22 protein-coding genes and 1 riboswitch are annotated in these 23640 nt (G+C 63.4%); of the genes, 10 read left to right on the top strand and 12 right to left on the bottom strand.

The window, feature by feature from the left end; translation table 11 throughout:
- Nucleotides 1-4: 4 nt before the first annotated feature.
- Complete coding sequence (locus HY019_RS04415) at nucleotides 5-868, top strand: DMT family transporter (protein WP_290688658.1); 864 nt, start codon at nucleotides 5-7, stop codon at nucleotides 866-868.
- A 53-nt stretch (nucleotides 869-921) separates the two neighbouring features.
- On the opposite strand, the gene HY019_RS04420 is transcribed toward HY019_RS04415, so the two are convergent.
- The gene (locus tag HY019_RS04420; protein WP_290688659.1) at nucleotides 922-1698 is read right to left on the bottom strand and encodes a ZIP family metal transporter; all 777 of its coding nucleotides are present in this window, start codon (nucleotides 1696-1698) and stop codon (nucleotides 922-924) included.
- A gap of 79 nt (nucleotides 1699-1777) precedes the next feature.
- On the opposite strand from HY019_RS04420, the gene HY019_RS04425 reads away from it, so the two are divergent.
- Entirely contained in the window at nucleotides 1778-3334 is a 1557-nt protein-coding gene (locus tag HY019_RS04425; protein ID WP_290688661.1) for a Ppx/GppA phosphatase family protein, read from the top strand.
- A 39-nt stretch (nucleotides 3335-3373) separates the two neighbouring features.
- On the opposite strand, the gene HY019_RS04430 is transcribed toward HY019_RS04425, so the two are convergent.
- The 6 genes from HY019_RS04430 to ribD all read right to left on the bottom strand — a co-directional run bounded on the left by HY019_RS04430 (nucleotide 3374) and on the right by ribD (nucleotide 9001).
- The gene (locus HY019_RS04430) at nucleotides 3374-3874 is read right to left on the bottom strand and encodes a TssQ family T6SS-associated lipoprotein (protein WP_290688663.1); all 501 of its coding nucleotides are present in this window, start codon (nucleotides 3872-3874) and stop codon (nucleotides 3374-3376) included.
- Nucleotides 3875-3896: 22 nt separating this feature from the next.
- Complete coding sequence (locus HY019_RS04435) at nucleotides 3897-5444, bottom strand: serine/threonine-protein kinase (RefSeq protein ID WP_290688665.1); 1548 nt, start codon at nucleotides 5442-5444, stop codon at nucleotides 3897-3899.
- Between the two features lie 84 nt (nucleotides 5445-5528).
- Nucleotides 5529-6023 carry a transcription antitermination factor NusB gene (gene nusB, locus HY019_RS04440; protein ID WP_290689164.1) on the bottom strand — a complete coding sequence of 165 codons (495 nt, stop codon included), beginning with the start codon at nucleotides 6021-6023 and terminating at the stop codon, nucleotides 5529-5531.
- 38 nt (nucleotides 6024-6061) lie between these two features.
- Nucleotides 6062-6526 carry a 6,7-dimethyl-8-ribityllumazine synthase gene (gene ribH / locus HY019_RS04445; protein WP_290688667.1) on the bottom strand — a complete coding sequence of 155 codons (465 nt, stop codon included), beginning with the start codon at nucleotides 6524-6526 and terminating at the stop codon, nucleotides 6062-6064.
- A 98-nt stretch (nucleotides 6527-6624) separates the two neighbouring features.
- Nucleotides 6625-7740: a bifunctional 3,4-dihydroxy-2-butanone-4-phosphate synthase/GTP cyclohydrolase II gene (gene ribBA / locus HY019_RS04450; RefSeq protein WP_290688668.1), complete on the bottom strand. Its 1116-nt coding sequence runs from the start codon at nucleotides 7738-7740 to the stop codon at nucleotides 6625-6627.
- Nucleotides 7741-7864: 124 nt separating this feature from the next.
- Nucleotides 7865-9001 (bottom strand): bifunctional diaminohydroxyphosphoribosylaminopyrimidine deaminase/5-amino-6-(5-phosphoribosylamino)uracil reductase RibD, encoded by a 1137-nt coding sequence (gene ribD, locus HY019_RS04455; RefSeq protein ID WP_290688669.1) that lies wholly within the window; start codon nucleotides 8999-9001, stop codon nucleotides 7865-7867.
- A 7-nt stretch (nucleotides 9002-9008) separates the two neighbouring features.
- Between ribD and HY019_RS04460 the strand changes: the two genes are divergently transcribed.
- From HY019_RS04460 to HY019_RS04485, 6 genes are read left to right on the top strand one after another with little or no spacing between them, the layout of a single operon-like run.
- A complete protein-coding gene (locus HY019_RS04460; RefSeq protein ID WP_290688671.1) occupies nucleotides 9009-9770 on the top strand; it encodes a GspH/FimT family pseudopilin in 762 nt (253 codons plus the stop codon).
- Complete coding sequence (gene pilV, locus HY019_RS04465) at nucleotides 9767-10327, top strand: type IV pilus modification protein PilV (protein ID WP_290688673.1); 561 nt, start codon at nucleotides 9767-9769, stop codon at nucleotides 10325-10327. Before HY019_RS04460 ends, pilV begins: the two co-directional genes overlap by 4 nt.
- The gene (locus tag HY019_RS04470) at nucleotides 10324-11286 is read left to right on the top strand and encodes a PilW family protein (protein ID WP_290688675.1); all 963 of its coding nucleotides are present in this window, start codon (nucleotides 10324-10326) and stop codon (nucleotides 11284-11286) included. Before pilV ends, HY019_RS04470 begins: the two co-directional genes overlap by 4 nt.
- A gap of 6 nt (nucleotides 11287-11292) precedes the next feature.
- Nucleotides 11293-11802, top strand: a complete 510-nt coding sequence (locus HY019_RS04475) for a hypothetical protein (protein ID WP_290688677.1) — start codon at nucleotides 11293-11295, stop codon at nucleotides 11800-11802.
- 26 nt (nucleotides 11803-11828) lie between these two features.
- Nucleotides 11829-15653: a PilC/PilY family type IV pilus protein gene (locus HY019_RS04480; RefSeq protein WP_290688679.1), complete on the top strand. Its 3825-nt coding sequence runs from the start codon at nucleotides 11829-11831 to the stop codon at nucleotides 15651-15653.
- Nucleotides 15650-16099, top strand: a complete 450-nt coding sequence (locus HY019_RS04485) for a type IV pilin protein (RefSeq protein ID WP_290688681.1) — start codon at nucleotides 15650-15652, stop codon at nucleotides 16097-16099. Before HY019_RS04480 ends, HY019_RS04485 begins: the two co-directional genes overlap by 4 nt.
- Before the next feature lie 76 nt (nucleotides 16100-16175).
- Here the strand turns inward: HY019_RS04485 and nrdR are convergent, their stop codons facing one another.
- The 3 genes from nrdR to HY019_RS04500 all read right to left on the bottom strand — a co-directional run bounded on the left by nrdR (nucleotide 16176) and on the right by HY019_RS04500 (nucleotide 19089).
- Nucleotides 16176-16652, bottom strand: coding sequence for a transcriptional regulator NrdR (gene nrdR / locus HY019_RS04490; protein ID WP_290688683.1), 477 nt, complete (start codon nucleotides 16650-16652; stop codon nucleotides 16176-16178).
- 95 nt (nucleotides 16653-16747) lie between these two features.
- The gene (glyA, locus tag HY019_RS04495; RefSeq protein ID WP_290688685.1) at nucleotides 16748-17998 is read right to left on the bottom strand and encodes a serine hydroxymethyltransferase; all 1251 of its coding nucleotides are present in this window, start codon (nucleotides 17996-17998) and stop codon (nucleotides 16748-16750) included.
- A 61-nt stretch (nucleotides 17999-18059) separates the two neighbouring features.
- A riboswitch (ZMP/ZTP riboswitch) is annotated at nucleotides 18060-18198 on the bottom strand.
- Between the two features lie 24 nt (nucleotides 18199-18222).
- On the bottom strand, nucleotides 18223-19089 hold the full coding sequence (locus HY019_RS04500; RefSeq protein WP_290689165.1) for a lytic transglycosylase domain-containing protein: 867 nt from the start codon (nucleotides 19087-19089) through the stop codon (nucleotides 18223-18225).
- A 490-nt stretch (nucleotides 19090-19579) separates the two neighbouring features.
- On the opposite strand from HY019_RS04500, the gene ubiD reads away from it, so the two are divergent.
- Nucleotides 19580-21169: a 4-hydroxy-3-polyprenylbenzoate decarboxylase gene (ubiD, locus tag HY019_RS04505; RefSeq protein ID WP_290688687.1), complete on the top strand. Its 1590-nt coding sequence runs from the start codon at nucleotides 19580-19582 to the stop codon at nucleotides 21167-21169.
- A gap of 195 nt (nucleotides 21170-21364) precedes the next feature.
- On the opposite strand, the gene HY019_RS04510 is transcribed toward ubiD, so the two are convergent.
- Nucleotides 21365-22234, bottom strand: coding sequence for a YdcF family protein (locus HY019_RS04510; protein ID WP_290688689.1), 870 nt, complete (start codon nucleotides 22232-22234; stop codon nucleotides 21365-21367).
- Nucleotides 22235-22363: 129 nt separating this feature from the next.
- Here HY019_RS04510 and msrA point away from each other — a divergent pair, with 129 nt between their 5' ends.
- Complete coding sequence (gene msrA / locus HY019_RS04515) at nucleotides 22364-22951, top strand: peptide-methionine (S)-S-oxide reductase MsrA (RefSeq protein ID WP_290688690.1); 588 nt, start codon at nucleotides 22364-22366, stop codon at nucleotides 22949-22951.
- Here the strand turns inward: msrA and pdxH are convergent.
- Nucleotides 22929-23549, bottom strand: coding sequence for a pyridoxamine 5'-phosphate oxidase (gene pdxH / locus HY019_RS04520; protein ID WP_363302264.1), 621 nt, complete (start codon nucleotides 23547-23549; stop codon nucleotides 22929-22931). The two genes, msrA and pdxH, sit on opposite strands and share 23 nt — an antisense overlap.
- Nucleotides 23550-23640: the final 91 nt, after the last annotated feature.

The raw sequence follows: 23640 nt of genomic DNA on the forward strand, positions 1-23640 counted from the left end.
CCAGATGGTGTTGGCGACCTTGCTGTTCGCCTGCATGGGCGTGTGCGTCAAGCTGGCGTCCGCGCACTTCGGTACCGCCGCGGTGGTCAGCGCACGTGGCCTGGTGGGCGCTGTGATGATGGCCATGATCGCTTGGGGCACGGGCAGCAGCCTGCAGACCAAGGTGCCGATGATGCACCTCAAGCGTGGCCTGGCCGGTGTGTTCGCGCTGTCGCTGTGGTTCTACTGCATTGGCCGCCTGCCGCTGGCCACGGCCGTCACGCTCAACTACATGTCCTCGGTGTGGCTCGCGGTGTACCTGCTGATCCGCTCAGGCCTGCTGGGCGGCGCGCGCGTGGACCGCAGGCTGGTGCTGGCCGTCGTGGTGGGCTTTGTCGGTGTGGGGCTGGTGCTGCACCCTACCCTGGCGCGTGAGCAGATCGTCGCAGGCATCCTCGGCGTCATCTCAGGCATGCTGGCCGCCATGGCCTATGTGCAGGTGACCGCACTGGGCCGTGCTGGCGAGCCCGAGGTCCGCGTCGTCTTCTACTTCTCGCTGACCGGCACCGTGCTGGGGGCCATGAGCTGGCTGATCCCCGGCCTGGCCAACCCGACACCGCTGGCGCAGCTGCCATGGACCGCCTGGGCGGCCCTCACGGGTGTGGGTGCGTTCGCCACCATTGCCCAGTTGCTGATGACCCGCGCCTATGCGCAAGGCCGCATGCTGGTCAATGCCAGCCTGCAGTACCTGGGGATCGTGCATGCCAGCGTGCTGGGCATGCTGCTGTTTGTCGAGCGCCTGAGCGCCGATGGCATCGTGGGCATGCTGCTCATCATCGGCGCAGGCATCGTGTCCACGCGGCTCAAGCCCACCGACAAGCCTGCCTGACCTCAGCGGGCTGGTGCTTGCCACAAGCGAATCAATGGGCCATCAGCAGCCCATCAATGATCGTGGATGCCATGCACGATCGAAGCGATCATCACCAGCCCCACGGCCAGCCAGAAGATCTGCAGCACGGTGTCACGGCCATTGAGCCGCTTCTGCAACTGGGGGATGAGGTCGGCCACGGCCACATACACAAAGCTGCTGGCCGCCACCACCATCATGTAGGGCAGGTATTCCTGGAACGGCACGATCAGGAAGTAGCCCAGCACGCCCCCCACCACGGCGGCCATGCCCGAGATCATGTTGTAGACCAGGGCCCGCATGCGCGAGAAGCCCGCATTGATCAGCACGATGTAGTCACCCACCTCTTGCGGGATCTCGTGGGCAATGATGGCCAGCGAGGTCACGAAGCCCAGGTGCGGATCGGCCAGGAAGGACGCGGCGATCAGCACGCCATCGCAGAAGTTGTGGATGCTGTCGCCCACCAGCACGCTCCAGCCACCTCGGCCTGCCTGCTCACGATCGAAATGATGGTGGTGATGGTGGCCATCGTGCTCATGGTGGTGGCCGTGGCGATACAGCTCGGCCTTCTCCAGCAGGAAGAAGAACAGCAGCCCACCCAGCAAAGTCAGAAACAAACCTTGCGGTGGCTTGGATGACTCGAAGGCCTCGGGCAGCACATGCAGCAAGGCCGTACCCAGCAGCACGCCGGTGGACAGGCTCACCAGATGGCGAACGATCAGGCCCAGCAAAGGTGCTGACAGGGCCGCAGCCAGCAGCACCGAGATCAGACCGCCAACAAAGGTCGCGGTCACGATATAAGTCAAAGTCATGCGTCGATCTTAGCAATCCTGTCAACCACACCTGCCGAGCAGGGTCGCGCTGTCATGCAAAGCAGGGACAATACCAGCCATGGACAAGCTCATCGCCAAGACAAGCAAGCCCCAGGCGCCTGGCCTGGACAACAGCAGCCACCCCCATCTGCTGGCGGCCATCGACATGGGGTCCAACAGCTTCCGGCTGGAGATTGCCGAGCTGTCCAAGGGCCGCTACAAACGCGTGGACTACCTCAAGGAGACCGTGCGCCTGGGTGCCGGGCTGGACAGCCACGGCCTGCTGACCGAAGAGGCCACCCAGCGCGGCCTGGCCTGCCTGGCCCGTTTTGCCCAGCGGCTCAAGGGCTTTGCCCCCTGGCAGGTGCGTGCGGTGGCCACTCAGACCCTGCGTGAAGCCCGCAACCGCGACGCCTTCCTGCAGCGCGCCGACCGCGTGCTGGGCCACCCCATCGAGGTGATCTCCGGCCGAGAAGAAGCCCGCCTGATTTACCAGGGCGTGTCCCGCCTGCAACCCAGCGAACTGCCCCGGCTGGTCATCGACATCGGTGGGCGCTCCACCGAGATGATCCTGGGCCACGGGCGCACCCCGCAGCGTGCCGAATCCTTCGGGGTGGGCAGCGTGAGCCTGTCCATCCAGCACTTCCCGCAAGGCCGCTACACCGCCGAGTACTTCCGCGCTGCCCAGATCGCCGCGGGGGCCGAGCTGGAAGAAGCCCTCACCCTGTTTGGCCGACAGCAGTGGCAAGAGGCGCTGGGCTCATCGGGCACGGTGGGTGCCGTATCCCAGATCCTGGTGGCCAACAGCATCACCGACGGCAACATCACGCCCGAAGGCTTGCGCTGGTGTATCGAACAATGCCTGGCGGCCGGCTCGACCGAAGCCCTCAACCTGCCGGGCCTCAAGCCCGAACGCAAGGCTGTGCTGGGCGGCGGGCTGTCCATCCTCTACACGCTGTCCCAGCACTTCGACATCGAGGCCCTGCGGCCTGCCAAGGGGGCCCTGCGCCAGGGCGTGATCTTCGATCTGGAAGAGCGCCTGGAAGCCGCACGCAACCACCGCCTGCCCGATCCGCGCGACACCTCCGTGCGCGAGCTGCAACAACGCTTCCGCGTGGATCAGGCCCAGGCCAACCGCGTGCGCAACCGCGCCCTGTCACTGTGGCAAAGCCTGCAAGAGCCCGCTGCCAGTGCCGATGGCGAAGACGCCCGCGAACTGGGCTGGGCCGCCACGCTGCACGAGATCGGCATGATGGTGTCGCACCACGACCACCACCGGCACAGCGCCTACCTGCTGGGCCATGTGGATGCATCGGGCTTTTCGCAATCGCAGTTGCGGCGCCTGGCGTCACTCGTGCTGGGTCAACGTGGCGAGCTCATCAAGCTGGCCGAACACCTGCATGACACCGCCTTGATGTCCCAGGTGCTGTGCCTGCGTCTGGCCCTCATCCTGCACCACGCCCGCATTGAACTGCCGCCCAAGGTGGCCACCCTGCAACGCGCACGGGGCAAAGCCCGGCTAGTGCTGGAGCGCAAGTGGGCGAGCATGCACCCACGCACGCTGCACTTGCTTGAAGAGGAAACACGCCGCTGGGCCGGTCAGGGCGACCGCCAGCTCGACATCGTGATGGCCTGAGGCTGAACCCAAGCCTCAAGGTCAGGCCCAGGGTCCGGCTTACTTGAGGCCCAGCGCCTTCTTGTAGGTCTTGGCCCACATCGGGTGGCCGGCCTCGGCCTTGCTCAGGGCAAAGCTCGGGTCTGCCGCCTTGGCTGCCTTGAACGCAGCCAGGCAAGGCGTGTCGCGCTTGCTGGTGCAGTAGATGAAGGCCAGGTGCTTGTGGGCATTGGCGACGTCGGCCGGGGCCGTCAAGCCGGCCTGCAGAGCCGTCTTCAACTGGGTTTCAGCCATGCGGTACTGCCCGCCCTGGTAGGCCTTCACGCCATCGGCCAAGGACATCTCGGCCGCCGTCGGTTTCTTGAGCGCAGGCTCTTCCACCACCACGGGTGCAGGCGCGACCACCACCGGTGGCGCAGCCGACACGGCCGCCGACTGATCAGCCTCTTTGTGCTTCATGGACGAGCAGGCAGACAACATGCCCACGGCGACCAACACAGCCCACGACGACAGCACCGTGGACTTCTCCCAACCCTTGCGGGGAACGCTTGTTGACTTCATGACTTGAGCGTCTTCCGTATTTTTAAAATCGATGTTTGACATACACGGCCTTGCCTGGCCGCACTTCAATTGTCTGACGGAAATCCGGTGCATCGCCATTGCGAATGGTGATCACGTGCTGACCGGCAGGCAGATTGAGCTGGTTCAGTGGTGGCGCCACGCCCATGGCGCGGCCATCCACCAGCACCTCGCCCCAAGGGCTGATGGCCAGCTTGAGGGTGCCGTGAGCCGTGGCCACCGCAGAAGCCGCTTCAGCAGCGGCCTGAGCGGGCACTGACGCACCGGCCACCGTAACCGACGCCGGCAACGCCGCAGACGGAACAGCAGGGGCGGCGGACTTCGGAGCCTGCGCCACGGGGGCCTGAGCGGCCACCACCTGCGCAGCGGGCTCCGCTTTGAGATCCACTTTGGACGAGGTCTTGGGCAAGGCAGCCCGAGGCGTGGCCTCCACCAGGGCTGGCACAGCCGATGAGGATGAAGCCACATGCGCTGCACGTGACTGCCAGACAAACCAAGCCACGCCCACCAACGCGGCGATCCAGCCGGCGGCGGCCACCGTCCACAAACCGGGGCGGGCCACGCGGGGCATCTTGGCCGGGCTCCTGGCCGCCTCGCGCCCCTGCTGGCCATCCAGGCTGTCAAGCCAGCCGCGCAACTCGGCCGACAAACGCCTGGCCGAGCGCGTGCGCTGTTCGGGGTCGCGGTGCATGGCGCGCGCCACGATCTCGGACAGCACCGTCGGCACATCCGGGTTGACCTCATGCACCAGGGGCACGGGCTTGCTCAACACCGCCTCGGCGATCTCTTCCAGGCTGTTGCCACTGAAGGCGCGCTTGAAGGTCAGCAGCTCATACAGCACCACACCCAGGGCGTACACGTCCACACGGCGGTCCACCGGCTTGCGCTCGACCTGCTCGGGAGCCATGTAATAAGGCGAGCCACCCACGATTTCCTGAAAGCGGCTTTGCGGGTCGTCACGCTGCGCCAGCGACTCGGCCTGGCGGATGCGGGCGATGCCGAAGTCCAGCACACGCGGCTGCGTGCGCCCGACCATGAAGATGTTGGCAGGCTTGATGTCGCGGTGGATCACGCCCTTGTGATGCGCGTAAGACAGCGCATCGGCCACGCGGCGCACGATCATCGCGGACTGCGCCGGCGTCGGCTTCCAGCCCATGGCCAGCAGCTGACGCAGGTCCTTGCCGCGTAGCAACTCCATGGCGATATAGGTGCCCTGCTCGCTCGTGCCCGCGTCGTACATCGTGACGATGTGCGGGTGGTTCAGGCTGCCGGCGGCCTTGGCCTCATTGAGGAACAAGGCATTGAACTGCTCGCGGTCAGACAGCGGCAGGTCCACATGCAAGGTCTTGATCGCGATCAGGCGCGACAGCAGCGGGTCATGGGCCGCAAACACCGTGCCCAGGCCGCCCTCGCCGATCTTGTACTTCAGCGCATAACGGCCAATGTGGCCGATGCTGGGCAGCAGTTCAGGGCGGCCACGCCCGACCTCGACGGTCTCGGGCTCAGGGGGCAGCGGGCGGGTTTCAGCGATCGTGTCGATGTCGTCCGCCAAGCGGTCAGCCTCCTCTTCATAAGGCTGCGTTACCGCGGGTTGAGTTGGCGTCGACACGTATCAGGCACCCGGAAAAGGCGCGCCTTACTTTTTGCCAGGGCGCGCCGCTTTGACCTCATCAGGGCGCAGGCTGGGGGCCAGGTGGTCCAGCACGCCATTGACGTATTTATGCCCGTCGGTTCCGCCGAAGCTCTTGGCCAACTCGACCGCCTCGTTGATGGCGACCTTGTATGGCACGTCCAGACAGTGCGTCAGTTCGTACGCACCAATCCAGAGCACGGCGTGCTCGACTGGCGACAATTCTTCGACAGGTCGATCCAGAAACTTGAGCAATGCTGCATCCAGTTGCACTTTCTGGTCGATGCAGCCGTGCAGCAGGGCATCGTAATGAGCCCGGTCACACTTGGCAAACTCGTCTTGTTCCCGGATGTGAGCGTCGATACTGCCTGCTTCACGGGTGTTGATCTGCCACTCGTACAGGCCCTGAAGCGCGAACTCGCGCGCACGGCGGCGCGAGGACTTGGCACGGTCCCGCAGCGGGCCGCCAGCGGCCGATTTGCGAGCGGGGCGGCCTTCCAGCGGCGCAGCCGGCTTGGAAGAAGAATCAGGCGTTTGGCTCACAGCAGGTCATCCAGCAAGTTGGCCATTTCGACGGCCACACGGGCGGCGTCACGGCTTTTTTCTTCGACACGGGCTTCGGCCTGCTCCTGGTTCTCAACCGTCAGGATGGCGTTGGCGATGGGCACATGGTGGTCCAGGCTGACACGGGTCACGCCCGCACCGCTTTCGTTGGACACCAGCTCGAAGTGGTAGGTCTCACCGCGGATGATGCAACCCAGCGCCACCAGGGCGTCAAAACGCTCGCTGTCGGCCATGGCCTGCAGGGCCACCGGCACTTCCAGGGCACCGGGCACCGTCACGTGCTGGATGTGCTTGGGCGACACGCCCAGCTTGACCAGCTCGTCGATGCAGAGCGTGGCCATGCGGGAGGTCAGTTCGTCGTTGAAGCGAGCCTGAACGATGCCGACCCGCAGGTCGTTGCCGTCCATGCGGCCGGCTTGTCCTTTTTCAGCGCCTTGCATAGTGTGTGTTCCAGATAAAAGAGCGAAGTGTTCAGAGATAAAGAGCGAAAGAAGCGCGCGTCACATGGCGAAATACGCTGCAGATCACACCAGGAAAATCAATGCGTGGGGGCCAGAGTGACGCCATCGGAGGTCAGGAAGCCGGTGACCTCCAGGCCGTAGCCGACCATGCTGGGCAGACGCTGCTGGTTGCCCATCAGGCGCATGCGGTGCACACCCAGGGTTTTGAGGATCTGGGCACCCACACCGTAGGTGCGCAAATCGACAGGGGTCTTGGGCGCTTGCTCGGGCGTCGAGGGCAGCAGGCGTTCGGCCAGGCGCTCGGTGTCGTCACCGGCATTGAGCAGCACCAACACGCCACGGCCGGCCTCACGCACGGCGGCCAGCGCCTTGGGCAGCGGCCACGAGTGCATGCGGCTGCCGGCATCCAGCCAATCCAGCACGGACAGGGGCTCGTGCACGCGCACCAGCACCTCGTCTTCTGGCGTCCAGGCGCCCAGGCTCAAGGCCAGGTGCAGCGCGCCAGTCCGGTCACGGAACACGGTGGCCTCGAACGCGCCTTCAGGCGTGTTCATCGTGCGCTTGCCCAGGTTCGTGATCAGTGACTCGTTGCGGCTGCGGTACTGGATCAGATCGGCAATGGTGCCGATCTTGATGCCATGTTCCTTGGCGAAGATTTCAAGATCAGGCAGACGGGCCATGGTGCCGTCGTCGTTCATGATCTCGCAGATCACCGACGAAGGCGTCAGGCCGGCCATGCCAGCCAGATCACAACCGGCTTCGGTATGGCCTGCGCGCATCAGCACGCCGCCGTCTTGCGCCTGCAGCGGGAAGATGTGGCCGGGCTGCACCAGGTCGGAGGCCTTGGCGTCACGCGCCACGGCGGCCTGCACGGTGCGGGCGCGGTCGGCCGCCGAGATCCCCGTGGTCACACCTTCAACAGCCTCAATGGACACGGTGAAGGCCGTGCCATGCTTGGTGCCATTGCGGGTGGCCATGGGCGGCAATTGCAGCCGCTCGCAGCGATCGCGCGTCAAAGTCAGACAGATCAGGCCACGGCCATACTTGGCCATGAAATTGATCGCTTCGGGCGTGACGTGGTCAGACGCCAGCACAAGATCGCCTTCGTTCTCGCGGTCCTCTTCATCGACCAGGATGACCATGCGGCCAGCGGCGAGTTCGGCAATCAGCTCGGGGATGGGTGAAATGGGCATCCCACGATTGTAGGCGGGCCCAGGGCCGGTTTCGGGGGAAAACACCAAGTAGCCGCAAACGAATCAGGGGGCAAGCGTGCGTTAGACCTGCCTTTGTGGCGCCTGCCGCCCCGCCGACAGCCCCTTAGAAGGCGGCGCGCCCGGGCGGCCTGGCCAGCACGCGCAGGTCCTCGCCCACCAATTGCACATCATGGAAGCGCAGGTCCACCACCCCGGACAGGTCGTCCAGTGCAGGCAAATCGGCCAGGGCCCTGCCCGGCCCGATCAACTTGGGCGCCAGGTAGACCAGGTACTCGTCCACCCAGCCGTCCGCGATCAGGGCCGCGTTCAAGCGTGCCCCGGCCTCCACATGCAGCTCATTGACGCCATGCCGGGCCAGGGCCGACAAGACCACACCCAGATCCGGATGCGATCCGCTGGCGTCTGCCGCCACCTCCAGCACCGAACGGCCCGCGTCCTCCAGAACCTGGCGGCGTACCTGCCCCGCTTCGTCCAGATGCGAAGCGGCCAAGCCACAGACCAGCGCCTCACCGGGCTCGGCCCACAGGCGCGCAGCCGGCGGCGTGCGCCAATGCGAATCCAGCACCACACGCAGGGGCTGGCAACGCGTCTCGATGGCCCGCACATCCAGCCGCGGATCATCGGCCAGCACCGTACCGATGCCTGTCAACACCGCGCCGGCCCGTGCGCGCCATACCTGCCCATCGGCACGCGCCGCCTCGCCGGTGATCCACTTGCTCTGGCCATTGCCCAGCGCCGTGCGGCCATCGAGCGAGCCCGCCATCTTCATGCGCACCCAGGGGCGCTGGCGCACCATGCGAGACAAGAAGCCGATGTTCAACTCACGCGCCGCCACGGCGCTGGCGTGATCGGGTGGCACCACATCCACCTGGATACCCGCCTCCTGCAGACGTGTCACACCCTGCCCGCCCACCAGGGGATTGGGATCGAGCAAGGCCACCACCACACGGGCCACACCGGCCTTGACCAGCGCATCCGCACAGGGCGGCGTGCGCCCGTGGTGCGAGCAGGGCTCCAGCGTCACATAAGCCGTGGCACCTGCGACCGAGGCGCCTTGCGCCTGGGCATCGCGCAGGGCCATGACCTCGGCATGCGGCCCACCGGCTTGCTGCGTGTGGCCCTGGCCCAGCACCTGCCCACTGGGCGACACCAGCACGCACCCCACCCGCGGGTTGGGTTCGGACAGGCCAATGGCCTGCCTGGCCAGGCTCACGGCCTGATGCAGAAATTGGTCATCCACGTGCGCGTTGCTGTTCACCATCCGGAATCACCCACCCCTCAAAACAGGGGGAAAACCACACATTCTGAAGCATCGTTGCCGCCCATCCTCGCGCAGCAACCACTCGTCGGGCTGCCTGCTGCCACAAACCACGCAGGCTGAACATAATCAAAACATGAACAATTACCGATTTTCCAGGGTGGGCAAGCAGACAGGCGTGCGGCGCAAAGGCTTCACGCTGATCGAACTCATGTTCACCCTTGCGATCATGGCCATTCTGGCCACGCTGGCCACGCCAGGCCTGCGTACCATGCTGCTCAAGCGAACCGTGACCAGCCAGGCCGAAGCCCTCGGTGCTGGTTTGCGCTTGGCCCGCTCCGAATCCATCAAACGGGGCCAGCCAGTCACCATTTGCGCCAGCGCCAACCCGGAAGCGGCTCAACCTCAATGCCTCAACGGTGGAGCAAGCAACTGGGCCACAGGGTGGCTCGTCTTTGTTGACCACAACGGCAGCCTCGGTCAATTCAATGCCGGCGAACAGTTGCTGAAGGTGCAAGCACCTTTTCGCGCTAGCGGCACCTTGACCTACAAGGGCAATGCGGACAATGCGGTCCTCACCTTCCGGGCCAACGGCATGCTCTTTCCTGTCAACAACGGCACATTCACCGTGATGCCGGACTCCAACAGCAAGCCCGACGCGCTGGCAGACATCATCCGCTGCGTATCGGTCGGATCCACAGGGCGAGCCCGCATCTCGAAACCTGACAACAAGGGCCTTTGCTCAACATGATGACGTTCCTCCGCCCCATGCGCCGTCAACGTGGCGCAACCCTGATCGAAGTGCTCGTGTCCATCCTCCTGCTGGCACTGGGCGTGCTGGCGATGGCGGCCATGCAGGCCAATGCCGTGCAATTCGGCAAGACCTCCGAGTTCCGATCGCTCGCCACCTTGCTCGCCAATGACCTGGCTGACCGCATGCGCGCCAACCACCCTGCTAGCGCTGACATGAAGGCCTACAACCTGACCGACGCCTACAGCCGCCCAACGCAGGCCCCCGCAGATGCACAGACGGCCTGCACGGGCACCACAAAGTGCACCTTTGATCAAATGGCTGCCTATGACCTCGCGCAATGGCGTCGCAACGTATACGACCAGTTGCCCGAGGGCACGGCCTACGTGAGCGTCGAGGCCAATGCGTCCAAACGGGACGCCGCCGACATCTGGATTGCCTGGACCGACCCCTCCAGTGCCAGCGGTACGGAAAACACGCCCGCGGTGGACACCTGCCCCACTTCCTTCAAGCAGCCTGCGCAAGTTCGCTGCATGTACTTCCACGTTGTCCTATGAACGCCGCCTTCGACTTTCATCGCCGTACCAGCCTGCGGCAAACGGGCCTGACACTGGTCGAGTTGCTGGTGGCCATGGTCGTGGGGCTGAGCGTGATTGGCGCCAGCCTGGCGATGTACGCCAGCTCCGGCTCCAGCAGCCGCAGCGGCAGCCAGATCGCACAAATGAGTGAAGATGCCAACGCCGCCTTGAGCTTGTTGCGCACCCATGTCGCCATGGCCGGCTATAGCCGGCCGATCGGCACGACCAGCACAGGGTTGACCAAGCTCTACAGCGGACAAGCGATCTTTGGGTGTCAGAACGGCCTGAGCAGCACTTCGACTTCGCAGGCGATCAGCAAAGGCGCGGTACTCACCTGCGAAGCTGGCGCACCATCCGCCAACGACACGCTGATCGTCCTGTACGAAGCCGACACCAGCAACACCATCCCGACCGCGGCCAACCAAGGCACCGATTGTTTGGGCAATGGCGTTCCACTGATCACCACCGATCCCAAAGGCAACTACTACCTGGCTGAGAACCGCTTCTACTTGTCCGCCAACGGTAGCCTGCTATGTCGCGGCAACGGTACCGCAACGGGTGCACCGGGCGTTCCCCAGCCCGTGGTGGACAACATCGCCGACTTCTCCGTGATGTACGGCGTGGCCGAAGACAACAACAGTGGCGGCACCGCCGTTCCCGGCACCTTTGCCAAGCATTACCTGACAGCCGGTGAACTGGGCGCTCAGGCCGACACCAACTGGAACAACGTGGTGTCCGTACGCCTGTGTGTGGTCGTGCAGAGCGAAGACAACGCGCTCGATCAGATCACGCCATACCGGGACTGTCACGGCAACACCGTCACACCGACCTCCTGGACGCCACTCAACGCCGCGCAAGCCAAACCCGACTTGCGTAGCCGCCGCCTGTTCACCTCAACGGTTGTCCTGCACAACCGCGCTCAGCAGTCTCTGGAGTAACTCATCATGCACAGCAACGCTCGCTCTCGCCAAAGCCAGCAAGGTGTGACCCTGCTGGTGGTCATGGTCATGTTGGTGGTAATCGGCCTGGTGTCCGTATCAGCCATGCGCCGCGCCGCCAATGCAGACATGGTTGCCAACAACAGCCGGCTGGAACAACTGGCCAAACAAGCTGCCGAAGCCGGCCTGCGCTATTGCGAATCAGAGGTCATCAAGGCCGGCTCCACGCTGACGGTGCAAGCGGCCAATGCGGCGTCACCAGCCTGGAACACCTTCGCCAACTGGCAAACCAACGGGCGGGCCACCACGGTTCCCGAAACGTTCCTGCAGTCCAACGAAAACATGCCTCTGCCCAGGCAGTTGCCGCAATGCATGGCCGAGTACAGCCCCCTGGGCAGCAACGTGATCATCATCACATCCCGAGGTTTCAGCCCCGACTACACGGCCCAGAACAACGGTGAAACCGCGAGCGGTTCCGTGATTTGGCTGCAGTCCATCGTTTCGCTGCAAAGCTGAAGCCAACAAGAAATCAGGACAAGATCATGCCCCTCTTCCACACGCCAGCTCGATCCGTACGGTGGCCCCGTTACCTTGCTGCAGCGCTCATCGTCAGCCTGCAGGCTCAGTCTTTGATGCCCGCCTGGGCCCAAAGTGCCGCGCCCACGGCCCCATCGCAGAACCCACTGATCAGCCAGGGCAACGCGGTGCCACCCAACATGATGGTGACGCTCGACACCTCATGGTCGATGATCTTTCCCTACATGCCTGAAGGTGACGTGAATCTGGCGGGGGGCATCGTCAAGTTCCCCGGCTTCACCTCGGTGATCATGCACCCGAACGACACCCGGCATGCCATAGACCAAGGGCCCACCAAGGGTGACGGGGGCGCCATCCCTGGCGACAACACGGCGGCAGCCGGCGTTTTCCAGATGCAGATGCGCTCGCCGGACGTCAACAGCCTCTACTACGACCCCGCCGTCACCTACAAACCCTGGATCCTCCCAAGCAAGGACGCCGTCACGGGCGAATACAAGCGCTACCCTGCCGCCGACCCGACCAAGGCCTTGTTCGACCCCGACAAGCCCACAGGCGCTTTTGCCAACCTGACCCAGGTAGACACTGCCAAGACCGCCACATGGTGCGTCAATGGCCCCGCCAATTCGGGCGACAAACTCTCTTGCGCGTCGTCGGCCAAATCGTTCAACCCGGGCCTCTACTACCGCCTGGATGGTGCCAGCACCACATGCAAAAAAATCGGCGGAGCCCCCGACCCGAACGACGTACGTTGCTACACCAAATTCGACATCAACAGCAGCGCCACGTTCAAGAAATACAGCACCCGCACGGACTGCGCGGGCAGCACCTGTACAGTCACTGACGAGAGGCTGAATTTCGCCAACTGGTTTGTTTACTATCGCACGCGCCTGCACATTGCGCAGGCATCCCTGCCTGAAACCTTCCTGCAGTTGAAGGACAACAAGTTGCGCACTGGATGGGCCACCATCCACAGTGGCGCCATCGATGTGGATGGTGTCAGCACTCGCAACGTGATCAGTGGTGTACGCAAGATGGAAGCCAGCCGCAAACAAGCGCTGGTCGAGTGGATTCGCGCCTTCAAAAGTGACGACAAAGTCACAAACAGCACGGCAGACCCCAAACTGCGCGGAGGCACGCCGCTGCTTTCTGCCATCACGGGGGTGGGTGATTATTTCTTGCGTACTGACTCGCGAAGCCCTTGGGCTGACGACCCGGACGGCGGTACGGTCAAGGTCGAGAACTCGCTGAGTTGCCGCCGCTCTTACAACCTGTTGATCACCGATGGCTACTACACGGACGCCGGCAGCAACCCCAAATCCACGGTCAACGGCTCCACCACAACCATCGGCAACGAAGACGGCACCGCCAGCACCGCCACCATCACGGCCCCCGCCAACGCCAAGAGCTACAAGTACACCCCGCGTGCGCCCTACATGGACGGCTGCCCAGGCACCATGGCAGACGTGGCCATGTACTACTGGAAGAACGACCTGATCAAGGACATGCCCAACAATGTCCCCGCCGGCAAAGACAACCTCACCCAGAATCCTGCGTTCTGGCAACACCTCGTCCAGTTCAACATTGGCCTGGGCGTGTCAGGCAACATCCCCTACAACGACCTGGCCAACCAGTTGGACAAGTTGACCACCGGAGAAAAAGGCTGGTGGCCCAGTGCAACCGACCCCAAAGCCAACAACAGTTGCAGCGTCTCGGGCAACGACCCCAAGCTGGTAGACGATTTGCTGCATGCCGCCATCAACTCGCGTGGCCAGTACTTCAGCGTCAAAACACCCGTCCAGCTGACCAACGCCCTGACCACAGCCTTGAGCCGTGCCGGCCGCCAGGAAGGCATGACCCAGGCTGGGGTGGCGCTGCAAACGCAGTACGTCAACGCCATCAACGTCAAATACGTGCCCGAGTACACGTCCGAGCAATGGATCGGCGACGTGAAGGCTTACGAGTCCACCAGTGTCAACAATTGGGCCCCAAAAAGCTCACCCACCTGGAGCGCACTGGAAAAACTGCCGGCCCATGCCGACCGCAACATCGTGACCTGGACAGGCACAGCAGGCGGCAAGTTCCAAAGCGGCAGCGTGGGAGCAACCAACGATGCCACACTCACGGCCAATCTGCCCGAGGGCGCAACCGAAGCCCAGTTGATCAACTACATCCGTGGCGACACCAGCCAGGAAGATGCTGCACAAAAGCTGAATCTTTTCAGGCAACGTGACGCACTGCTGGGCGACTTCATCAACAGCCCCCCCACGCTACTCAAGGGCAATGTGGACCTGCAATACGACAAACTGCCGACCACGGCCCCGGGGCAATCCAGCTACGCCGCATTCAGGGACCGAAAGGCGGCTCGCCCCCCTCTGCTCTTTGTGGGCGGCAACGGCGGCATGCTGCACGCCTTTGCCGACTATGACGGCACCAACGGAGACAGCGCCAACCCATCCAAAGCACGCGGCCAGGAAGTCTTTGCCTTCGTACCTCAAGCTGCCATGGCGGGGCTAGGCAACCTCGCTCGCCGTGACTACGGAACAGCCGGCAACCCGCACCGCTTCTTCGTCGATGGCCCACTGACCGAAAGCGATGCCTATGATGGCAGCGCTTGGCGAAATGTGCTGATCGGCACCACGGGGGCTGGTGGTCGGTCCATCTTCGCGCTGGACGTCACCCCGGGCAAGACGCTGGACGCCAATGCAGTCATGTGGGAGCGCTCCAGTACCGACGACCCCGACTTTGGCTACATGCTCGGCGACGCTCAAGTAGGCATGCTGCCCGATGGCACCTGGAAAGTGTTCGTTGGCAACGGCCCTTACAGCACCAATGGCCATGCTGTGCTGATGATGATCGATTTGTTCTCAGGCAAGACAACCAAGCTGGACGTCTCAGCCAGCGACGAGAAGAACAATGGCCTGGGTGCAGTGCAACTGGTCAAGAACAGCAACCAGCAAGTCGTGGCCATTTATGCTGGAGACCTGCTGGGCCGCATGTGGCGCTTTGATGTCAATGGATCAGGTGCTGTCAGCAAAGGCCTGGAGGGGCAACCCCTGTTTGTGGCCCCCACGGGCCAGCCCATCACAGCTGCGCCAGGCATCGTGTCCCACCCTCTCGGTGGCTACATGGTCCTGTTCGGCACCGGCAAACTGTTTGACGATACCGACCCTGACAGCGTCACCACGCAAAGCCTCTACGGTGTGTGGGATGCCCCCTTGTCCGTGTCTGCGGGCCTGCCCACCTCCAACATCAACCGCGACATGCTGGTCGAGCAAAAGATCGTGCTCAATGCCGTGGCCAAGAACGCCAATGGGCAGTCCTACTACGACATCAACTACACCACGGTGGACTACAAAGCCAAACGCGGCTGGTTCATCGACCTGTTACTGGGTGCTGGCCAGCGCCTGGTCTACCCTTCTACGGTCGTGGACGACTTCGTCCTCATGAACACAGTGGTGCCAGCCAAGGCCAGTGACACGCCCAGTTGCAGCAGCGCCAATGGCAAGGGGTACTCGTTCTTCCTGCCCGCCTTGATGGATGGCCGCTACACCAAGACCCAGACGGTCGACACCAACGGGGATGGCGTGGTAAACGCCGCTGATGCCATAGCCTCGGTTTACTCCACGGGTGCGGATGGCCGTCGCAAGACTGAACTCCCGACACCGGCAGGTGGGGGCACAGATACACCCAATACGCCATGCGGACAGAAATCGCTGGAGCTTTTTGACGTGGGCGTCAACGAAAGCCAGAGTCTGGCCAAGCGGAGCGGTGCCTGCTCCAAGATCAACAGCCGCATCTGGCGCCAAATCCTGACCCCTCCACAACCATGAACAAAGCAGTTCCAACATGCCCTTCACGCGGCTTCACCCTGGTCGAGCTGATGATCGTCATCGCGATCATCGGCATCCTGGGCGCCCTGGCCTATCCTTCGTACACCAACAACGTGGCTCGAGGCCGTCGCGCAGACGCGCAAAAGGCCCTGCTGGAAGCCAGCCAGTTCATGCAGCGCTATTACGTGGCCAACAACAGCTACGCTGACAGCAACGGCCAGCCGCCAACGCTGCCAGGCACCTTGACCACCACCAGACAGAGCTCAGGCGGCATCGTCTATGACGTGGCCGTCACCGCTGCTAATCAGCAGGGCTACACCATCAAGGCCACGCCCAGCAGCACAGGCCTCATGGCCAGAGACGAATGCGGCACCTTCGTGCTGGAATCCAGCGGCAGGCGCTCTCTGGAAAGCAGCAACAAGACCGCAGGCGAGTGCTGGCGCTGAACAGCCCCTGCAACCTTCAAGCAAATAAAAAGGCCCCGCAAATTGCCGGGGCCTTTTTCTTGATCGCATCGCGGGCTCACTCGTCCGCTGCCGCCTTGCCCCGCTTGTTCCCCGTCTCCTTGATGGCCGCCACGAACTCGCTGACGTCATCAAAGCTGCGGTACACCGAGGCAAAGCGCACATAGGCCACCTTGTCGAGCTTGCGCAGCTCGCGCATGACCCACTCACCCAGCTGGGTGGAGTCCACTTCCTTCTCGCCGCTCTGGCGCAGGCGCGCCTCGATGGCCTCGATCGCGCTCTCCATGGCCTCGGCGCTGACCGGCCGCTTGCGCAGCGCGATCATCATCGAGCCCTTGAGCTTGGCGCGGTCGTAATCCGTCCGGCGCCCATCACGCTTGACGATGGCCGGCAATTCGATTTCAGCGCGCTCATACGTGGTGAAACGCTTGTCGCAGCCATTGCACTTGCGACGGCGGCGGGTCGAGTCCCCTTCATCAGAATCCCGTGTCTCGACGACTTGTGTGTCGTGATGACCGCAAAAAGGGCAACGCATCGTGTCTTCAACTCCCTGCAAAGAACGAAGTAAAAAACCCGGCTTCGGACCTTGATCCTAGCCGGGTTTGTCAGTCACGCATCAGCGCAATCAGATCAACGGTAAACCGGGAACTGACGGGTCAGCGCGGCGACCTGCTCGCGCACACGCGCCAGGGTGGCCTCGTCGTGCGGGTTGTCCAGCACGTCGGCGATCAGGTTGCCCACTTGCACGGCTTGCTCTTCCTTGAAGCCACGCGTCGTGAAAGCCGGCGAGCCCAGACGGATGCCGCTGGTGACCATCGGCTTTTGCGGGTCATTGGGGATGCCGTTCTTGTTGCAGGTCATGTGCGCTGCACCCAGGATGGCTTCGGCTTCCTTGCCCGTCAGGTTCTTGGGGCGCAGGTCCACCAGCATCACGTGGCTTTCCGTACGGCCCGACACGATGCGCAGGCCGCGCTTGGTCAGGGTGTCAGCCAGCGCGGCGGCGTTCTTGACCACTTGCTGCTGGTAAGCCTTGAACTCGGGCGACAGGGCCTCCTTGAAAGCCACGGCCTTGCCGGCGATCACGTGCATCAGCGGGCCACCCTGGATACCAGGGAAGATGGCGCTGTTGATCTTCTTGGCGATCTCTTCGCCGCGCATCAGGATGATGCCGCCACGGGGGCCACGCAGGCTCTTGTGGGTGGTCGAGGTGACCACGTCAGCGTGCGGCACGGGGTTGGGGTACACGCCCGCGGCGATCAGGCCCGCATAGTGGGCCATGTCCACCATGAAGTAAGCACCGATTTCCTTGGCGATCTTGGCGAAACGCTCGAAGTCGATGCGCAGGGCGAAAGCGGAAGCACCCGCGATGATCAGCTTGGGCTTGTGCTCGCGCGCCAGACGCTCCATGGCGTCGTAGTCGATGTCTTCCTTGGCGTCCAGGCCGTAGGACACGACCTTGAACCACTTGCCCGACATGTTCAGGGGCATGCCGTGCGTCAGGTGGCCGCCTTCAGCCAGGCTCAGGCCCATGATGGTGTCGCCAGGCTGCAGCAGGCCGAAGAACACGGCCTGGTTGGCTTGCGAGCCAGAGTTGGGTTGCACGTTGGCGTACTCGGCGCCGAACAACTGCTTGAGGCGGTCAATGGCCAGTTGCTCGACCACGTCCACGTACTCGCAGCCACCGTAGTAGCGCTTGCCTGGATAGCCTTCGGCGTACTTGTTGGTCAGCTGAGAACCCTGCGCCTGCATCACGGCGGGCGAGGTGTAGTTCTCGGAGGCGATCAGCTCGATGTGATCTTCCTGACGCTGGTTTTCGGCCTGGATGGCCGCCCACAGCTCGGCGTCGACGTTGGCAATGGTGTGTTGGGCACGGTCAAACATGACTTGGCAGTCCTCTTCTAGGTTGAAGACCCACCACATTGGCTCGACAAAAGCCAAGTGTGAGGGCTGCCCAGGCGAACGGCTGACACAGCCCGGGCTCAAAAAGCCGCTTGGGCTGGCCGCGCTTCCCGGTGGTTCACCACCTCAGACCAAGGTGTTCAAGAACCCCCGGCCATGTATCGCCAGTTGCGCGGCGAAATCGGATTGTATCGGAGAGCGCGCCTTTAGCGGATGCCAGTCAACATCGCCACCTGCTCGACACGGCGGGCAGGTGCGGTCTGCACGGGTGCGGGCTCGCTGGCCACAGGTGCAGCAGGCTGGACACCGGCCGGGCTGGCCGCAGCCGCCCCTGCCTTGGCGGCCACAGCCGGCGCAGCAGGCACTTCAGCCTGGACCACCGCCTGCGGCAAGGACACCGTCACCGGCAGCTTGACGCCATTGGCCACCTGCCGCAGATAAGCCTGCTCGGCCAGCACCTTGGCGGCATAACCACCGTCGTCCACCAGATTGGCCGCGCCCACGTAGTACTTCAGGCCACCTTCCAGGCTGCCCGCCTTGCGGATGCAATCCTTCAGGACCTGCACGCCCACGCGCAGATTGGTCACCGGGTCAAAAGCGGCGTTCTGGCCACCAAAGATCTCGTACTTGTCCTGGTGCACACGGGTCATCACCTGCATCAGGCCTTGCGCGCCCACATGGCTCTGCGCGAACGGGTTGAAGCCCGATTCGATGGCCATCACGGCCAGCACCAGCGTCGGCTCCAGGTTCATGTGGTGGCCCACGGTCCAGGCCTCCTGAACCAGGCGGCTGATGGGCTCAGGCGCCACGTTGTAGCGGCGCGAGATCCAATAGGCCACATATGCCTGCTGGCGGTTCAGCTCAGCCGGGTTCGTGGCCGTGGCACGCTGGATGGCCTCGGGCTCGGCCATGGCCAGCAACTGGCCATCGTCGCCATCGGCGTCAACCGATGCGCTGGCGCGCAGGTTGGCACGCTCCATCAGCCAGCTCAAGGTTTGCGTCTCCAGGGTGGCGCGCACGTCGGCACGCCCCATCAGGAACAAGGTCCCCACCACGGCAACCAGGCCCAGCATGGCCAGGGCGTTGTGGCTGACAAAACGCACACCTTCGATCACATCCAGCACGAACAACACGGCGGGCGAGCGCAGACGCTTCACCCCACGGGCGGGCTTGCGCACCGCCTCCACTTCATCGGCACCAGGCGCGACGCCCTCAGGGCTGGTCGCGGCACAGTCAAACGCTGTCATGCTTCTCCTTTCCTCACGTCGCCGGGGGCAATGGGCGGGCCAGAAGGCCTCACACCCAGTCACCCCCAAGCGCCAGTGATAATGGCCCCGGCTTGGATCGAAGGCGCGAGCGGTGCAGTGCTCGATGGCCATCGACAAGGCCTGCAAGACTTCCGCAGACCCGTTGAACTGCCAGGGCTGGCAGCGTGGCACTCCCGTAGGAGTACACAAGGGAAAACCCGGTAAAAATGCGTAACCGGGTACGTCGGGGCGGATTCTAGGCAAGCCTGTAATAACCAGTCAAGCATATAGAACTCATTCTTTATAACTTCAGAAGATGAAATACCGTGATTTGCGCGACTTCGTGGCAGGCCTGGAGCGGCTTGGTGAGCTCAAACGCGTCCAAGAGCCCGTATCTACCTACCTGGAGATGACCGCGCTCAGCGATCGCGTACTCCGCGCAGGTGGTCCCGCTTTGTGGTTTGAGCACCCTGTACCCCCTCAAAGAGGTGGGTCGGCTAACGCAATCCGTTGCAAAGTACCGGTGCTGGCCAACCTGTTTGGCACACCTCGGCGTGTGGCTTTGGGCATGGGCGCCGATGACGTGAGCGAGCTTCGTGATATTGGCCGCGTCCTGGCCAGCCTCAAGGAACCAGAGCCCCCCAGAGGGCTGAAGGACGCGGGCAAGCTGCTGCAAATGGCCAAGGCCCTGTGGGACATGAAGCCCTCGACCTCACGCAGCGCACCTTGTCAGGCAGAGGTGCGCGAAGGCAGCGACGTGGACCTGACCGAGCTACCCATCCAGCATTGCTGGCCGGACGACGCGGCCCCCCTGCTGACCTGGGGCCTGGTCGTCACACGCGGGCCGCAGAACGTGCCCAACCCACGCAGCAGACAGAACCTGGGCATCTACCGGCAACAACTCATCGGCAAGCGTCAGTTGATCATGCGCTGGCTGGCCCACCGAGGCGGTGCGCTGGACTTCCGCGAATTCGCGCTGGCCAACCCCGGCCAGCCCTTCCCCATTGCCGTGGCCCTGGGCGCCGACCCGGCCACCATCCTGGGCGCCGTCACCCCGGTGCCTGACTCACTGAGCGAGTACCAGTTCGCCGGCCTGCTGCGTGGCAGCCGAACGGAAGTGGTCAATACAGCCGTGGGTGAAAGTGACCAGTACCTGCAGGTACCCGCCAGCGCCGAGTTCGTTCTGGAAGGCCATATCCCCACCGCCCCTGCTGGATATAAAGGCACCAGTGAGCATGGCGTGCCGCTGATGGAGCGTGGCGGCTACCTGCACGCGCTGGAGGGCCCGTTTGGCGACCACACCGGCTATTACAACGAGCAAGACTGGTTCCCCGTCTTCGAAGTCCAGCGCATGACCAACCGCAAGGACCCGGTCTACCACTCTACTTATACAGGCAAGCCACCTGACGAGCCCGCCGTGCTGGGCGTGGCGCTCAATGAAGTCTTCGTGCCCATCCTGCAAAAGCAGTTCCCCGAGATCGTGGACTTCTACCTGCCACCCGAAGGCTGCAGCTACCGCATGGCCATCATCAGCATGAAGAAGGCCTACCCCGGCCACGCCAAGCGCCTGATGTTCGGGCTGTGGAGCTTCCTGCGCCAGTTCATGTACACCAAGTTCATCGTGGTCTGCGACGAAGACGTCAACATCCGGGACTGGCAGGAAGTGATCTGGGCCATCACCACCCGCATGGACCCGGCACGCGACACCACCCTGGTCGAAAACACCCCGATCGACTACCTGGACTTTGCCTCGCCTGTCAGCGGTCTGGGCGGCAAGATGGGGCTGGACGCCACCAACAAGTGGCCCGGTGAAACCAACCGCGAATGGGGCCGCACCATCACCATGCCCGAGCAGGTGAACGCCCGCGTGGACGACATCGTCTCGCGGATTCTTCAAAAGCCGTGACAAGCACCCGCCTATCCGACAAACGGGCTTGCTTTGCCTGAGCGCTTGATCTAATCTTCAAACGTCTGCTGCAAGCAGGCAACTCAATAAGACGCAGTCACTGCGTCTTGGGATGTGGCAAACCAACATCTTTGCCCTTTCCTCGGACGGCCCGCGTGCCGCTCCAACCCCCGGCTTCGTCCGGGGGTTTCTCTTTTATACGCCCGTCAATTTGGCCAGCGCTTCCTTCAAGGCAATGCGCACATTGGCCGTTCCACCCACAGATGGCAGCCAGTCCAATGCGCCTTCACGGCTCCAATAGTGCGTGGCTGCGGGTGTCACGGTCAGGACAGGCCGGTCAGGGTGCAATGCCGCCTCATGCTTGGCCGCCTCCTTGAACAGGCGCAAGGCCCTGGGCATGTGGAAGGCATCGGTCACCACCACCACCTCCCGGACGTGTTGCTCGGCCAGCATCGCCACAGTCAGCATGGCGTTCTGCCGCGTGTCTGCCGAGCGGGTCTCCGTCCAACGCATGGTCACACCATAGAACTGCTGGGCCACGCGCGCAGCGGTTTCCGCCTCCGAAGCGCCGACATCCCCTTGCTGCCCCCAACCAATGCCACCGCTGAAACCAATGGGCAAACCCGTGCGCTGCCCCAGCCAAATGGCGTAGCGCAAGCGCTCGGCCGAAAAGTGCGTCAGATCGGATACGCCGTACTCCGGTGCCAGCGCCTCACGCCCGGCACCGAGCGCCACCACCGCCGCCGGGGGCGTCACCGCCGCCCCACGACCGGATCGCCGCGCAAGGGCAACCTGCTGGACATAAGCCCGCCCCGAGGCCTCCAGCCTGGCAAGCTCAGCACCCTGCAACGGGCCTGGCGGCTTCAGGACATGGTCTTGCAAGGCCTGGGCCGTCACCTGGCAACAACTGAACCAGATCCCCGCCACGCCCAGCAAAAGCACGAAATAGCCCAAGCCGCGCCGCGGCAGGATCAAGCGAGCCCCCACCAGGATCAACACCAGAAACGGCACTGGCGGCAAAGCCAGCGCCGTCAACAACGGCTTGTAAGACGCCCAATCTGCCATGCAGAAAACCCCACTTCTGTTTCATCAACGCCAAGCTTTGCCGCCAACAGGCCCCTGATATGGGCCCGTGACACACACGGATGGCGCTTCGTTTGGATAATGTCCCAGTCTAAGCAAAGAAAGCACGCGATGAGCGCACACAGCCCCACTGATGCCGCCGACCGGAAAGAGAGTTGGGAAGAGGCCACCTTTGGTGGCGGCTGCTTCTGGTGCATTGAAACCGTGTTCAACCAGCTGCGCGGCGTGATCGAGGCCGAATCAGGCTACAGCAATGGGCAGCACCCCAACCCGACCTACGAGGCGGTTTGCGGTGGCCGCACAGGCCATACCGAGGTGGTGCGCGTGCGCTTTGACCCCAAGCAGGTGAGCTACCAGCAACTGCTGGAGGTCTTTTTTGCCATCCACGACCCCACCACGCTCAATCGACAGGGCAACGACGTGGGCACGCAGTACCGCTCGGGCATCTACACGCACAACACCCAGCAGACTGCGCTGGCCAGAGACATGGTTGAAGAGTTGGCCACCAGCCGTGTCTTCCGTGACCCGATCGTCACGGAAGTGATGCCCGTGGCCAACTACCACCCGGCCGAGGCCTACCACCAGCGCTACTTCGAGCAGAACCCTTCACAGGGCTACTGCGCCGTGGTCATCGGCCCCAAGATCGAGAAATTCCGCAAGACGTTTGCGGAACTGCTCAAGGCGCCAGGCGCTGAATGAGCCAGTGGCCGTCTGCCTGCAGGTTGTAGGCGATGCGGTCATGCAAGCGCGAGTGGCGCCCTTGCCAGAACTCCCAGTGGTCTGGCACGAGGCGATAGCCGCCCCAGTGCGCCGGCCGAGGCGGGTTGTCACCCAGCTTGGCCTGCTGATCCTTCCAGGCAGCTTCCAGCACGGCACGAGACGACAACACCTGGCTCTGGGGTGAAGCCCAGGCGCCAATGCGCGAGCCGACCGGGCGGCTGTGGTAGTAGGCATCTGAATCGGCCTCCGACACCCGCTCTACCCGGCCCTCGATGCGCACCACACGCTCCAGTTCAGGCCAGAAGAACTGCATGGCAGCCATGGTGTTGCTTGCCAAGTCCTGCCCCTTGCGGCTGCCGTAATTGGTGAACCACACCAACCCACTTGCGTCAGCCCCCTTAAGCAGTAGCACCCGCGTGGAGGGGCGTCCTTCGGCGTTGACCGTGGCCAATGTCATCGCATTGGGCTCCAAGGCCTTGGCGCGCACGGCCTCATCGAACCAATGATGAAACTGGTCTATGGGTTGCGGACGAACATGCGACTCATCGAGTTCAGCCTGTTCATAGCTTTTGCGCATTTGCGCCAGATCGTGCGGTGTCTTGTCCATAGTTGCAGTATCGACCAGTTCGATTCCCACCTGAAATGACGGAGATCAAATCCGCGCGCGG

Source organism: Aquabacterium sp., assembly GCF_016195855.1.
In the GTDB taxonomy this organism is placed as follows: domain Bacteria; phylum Pseudomonadota; class Gammaproteobacteria; order Burkholderiales; family Burkholderiaceae_C; genus Aquabacterium.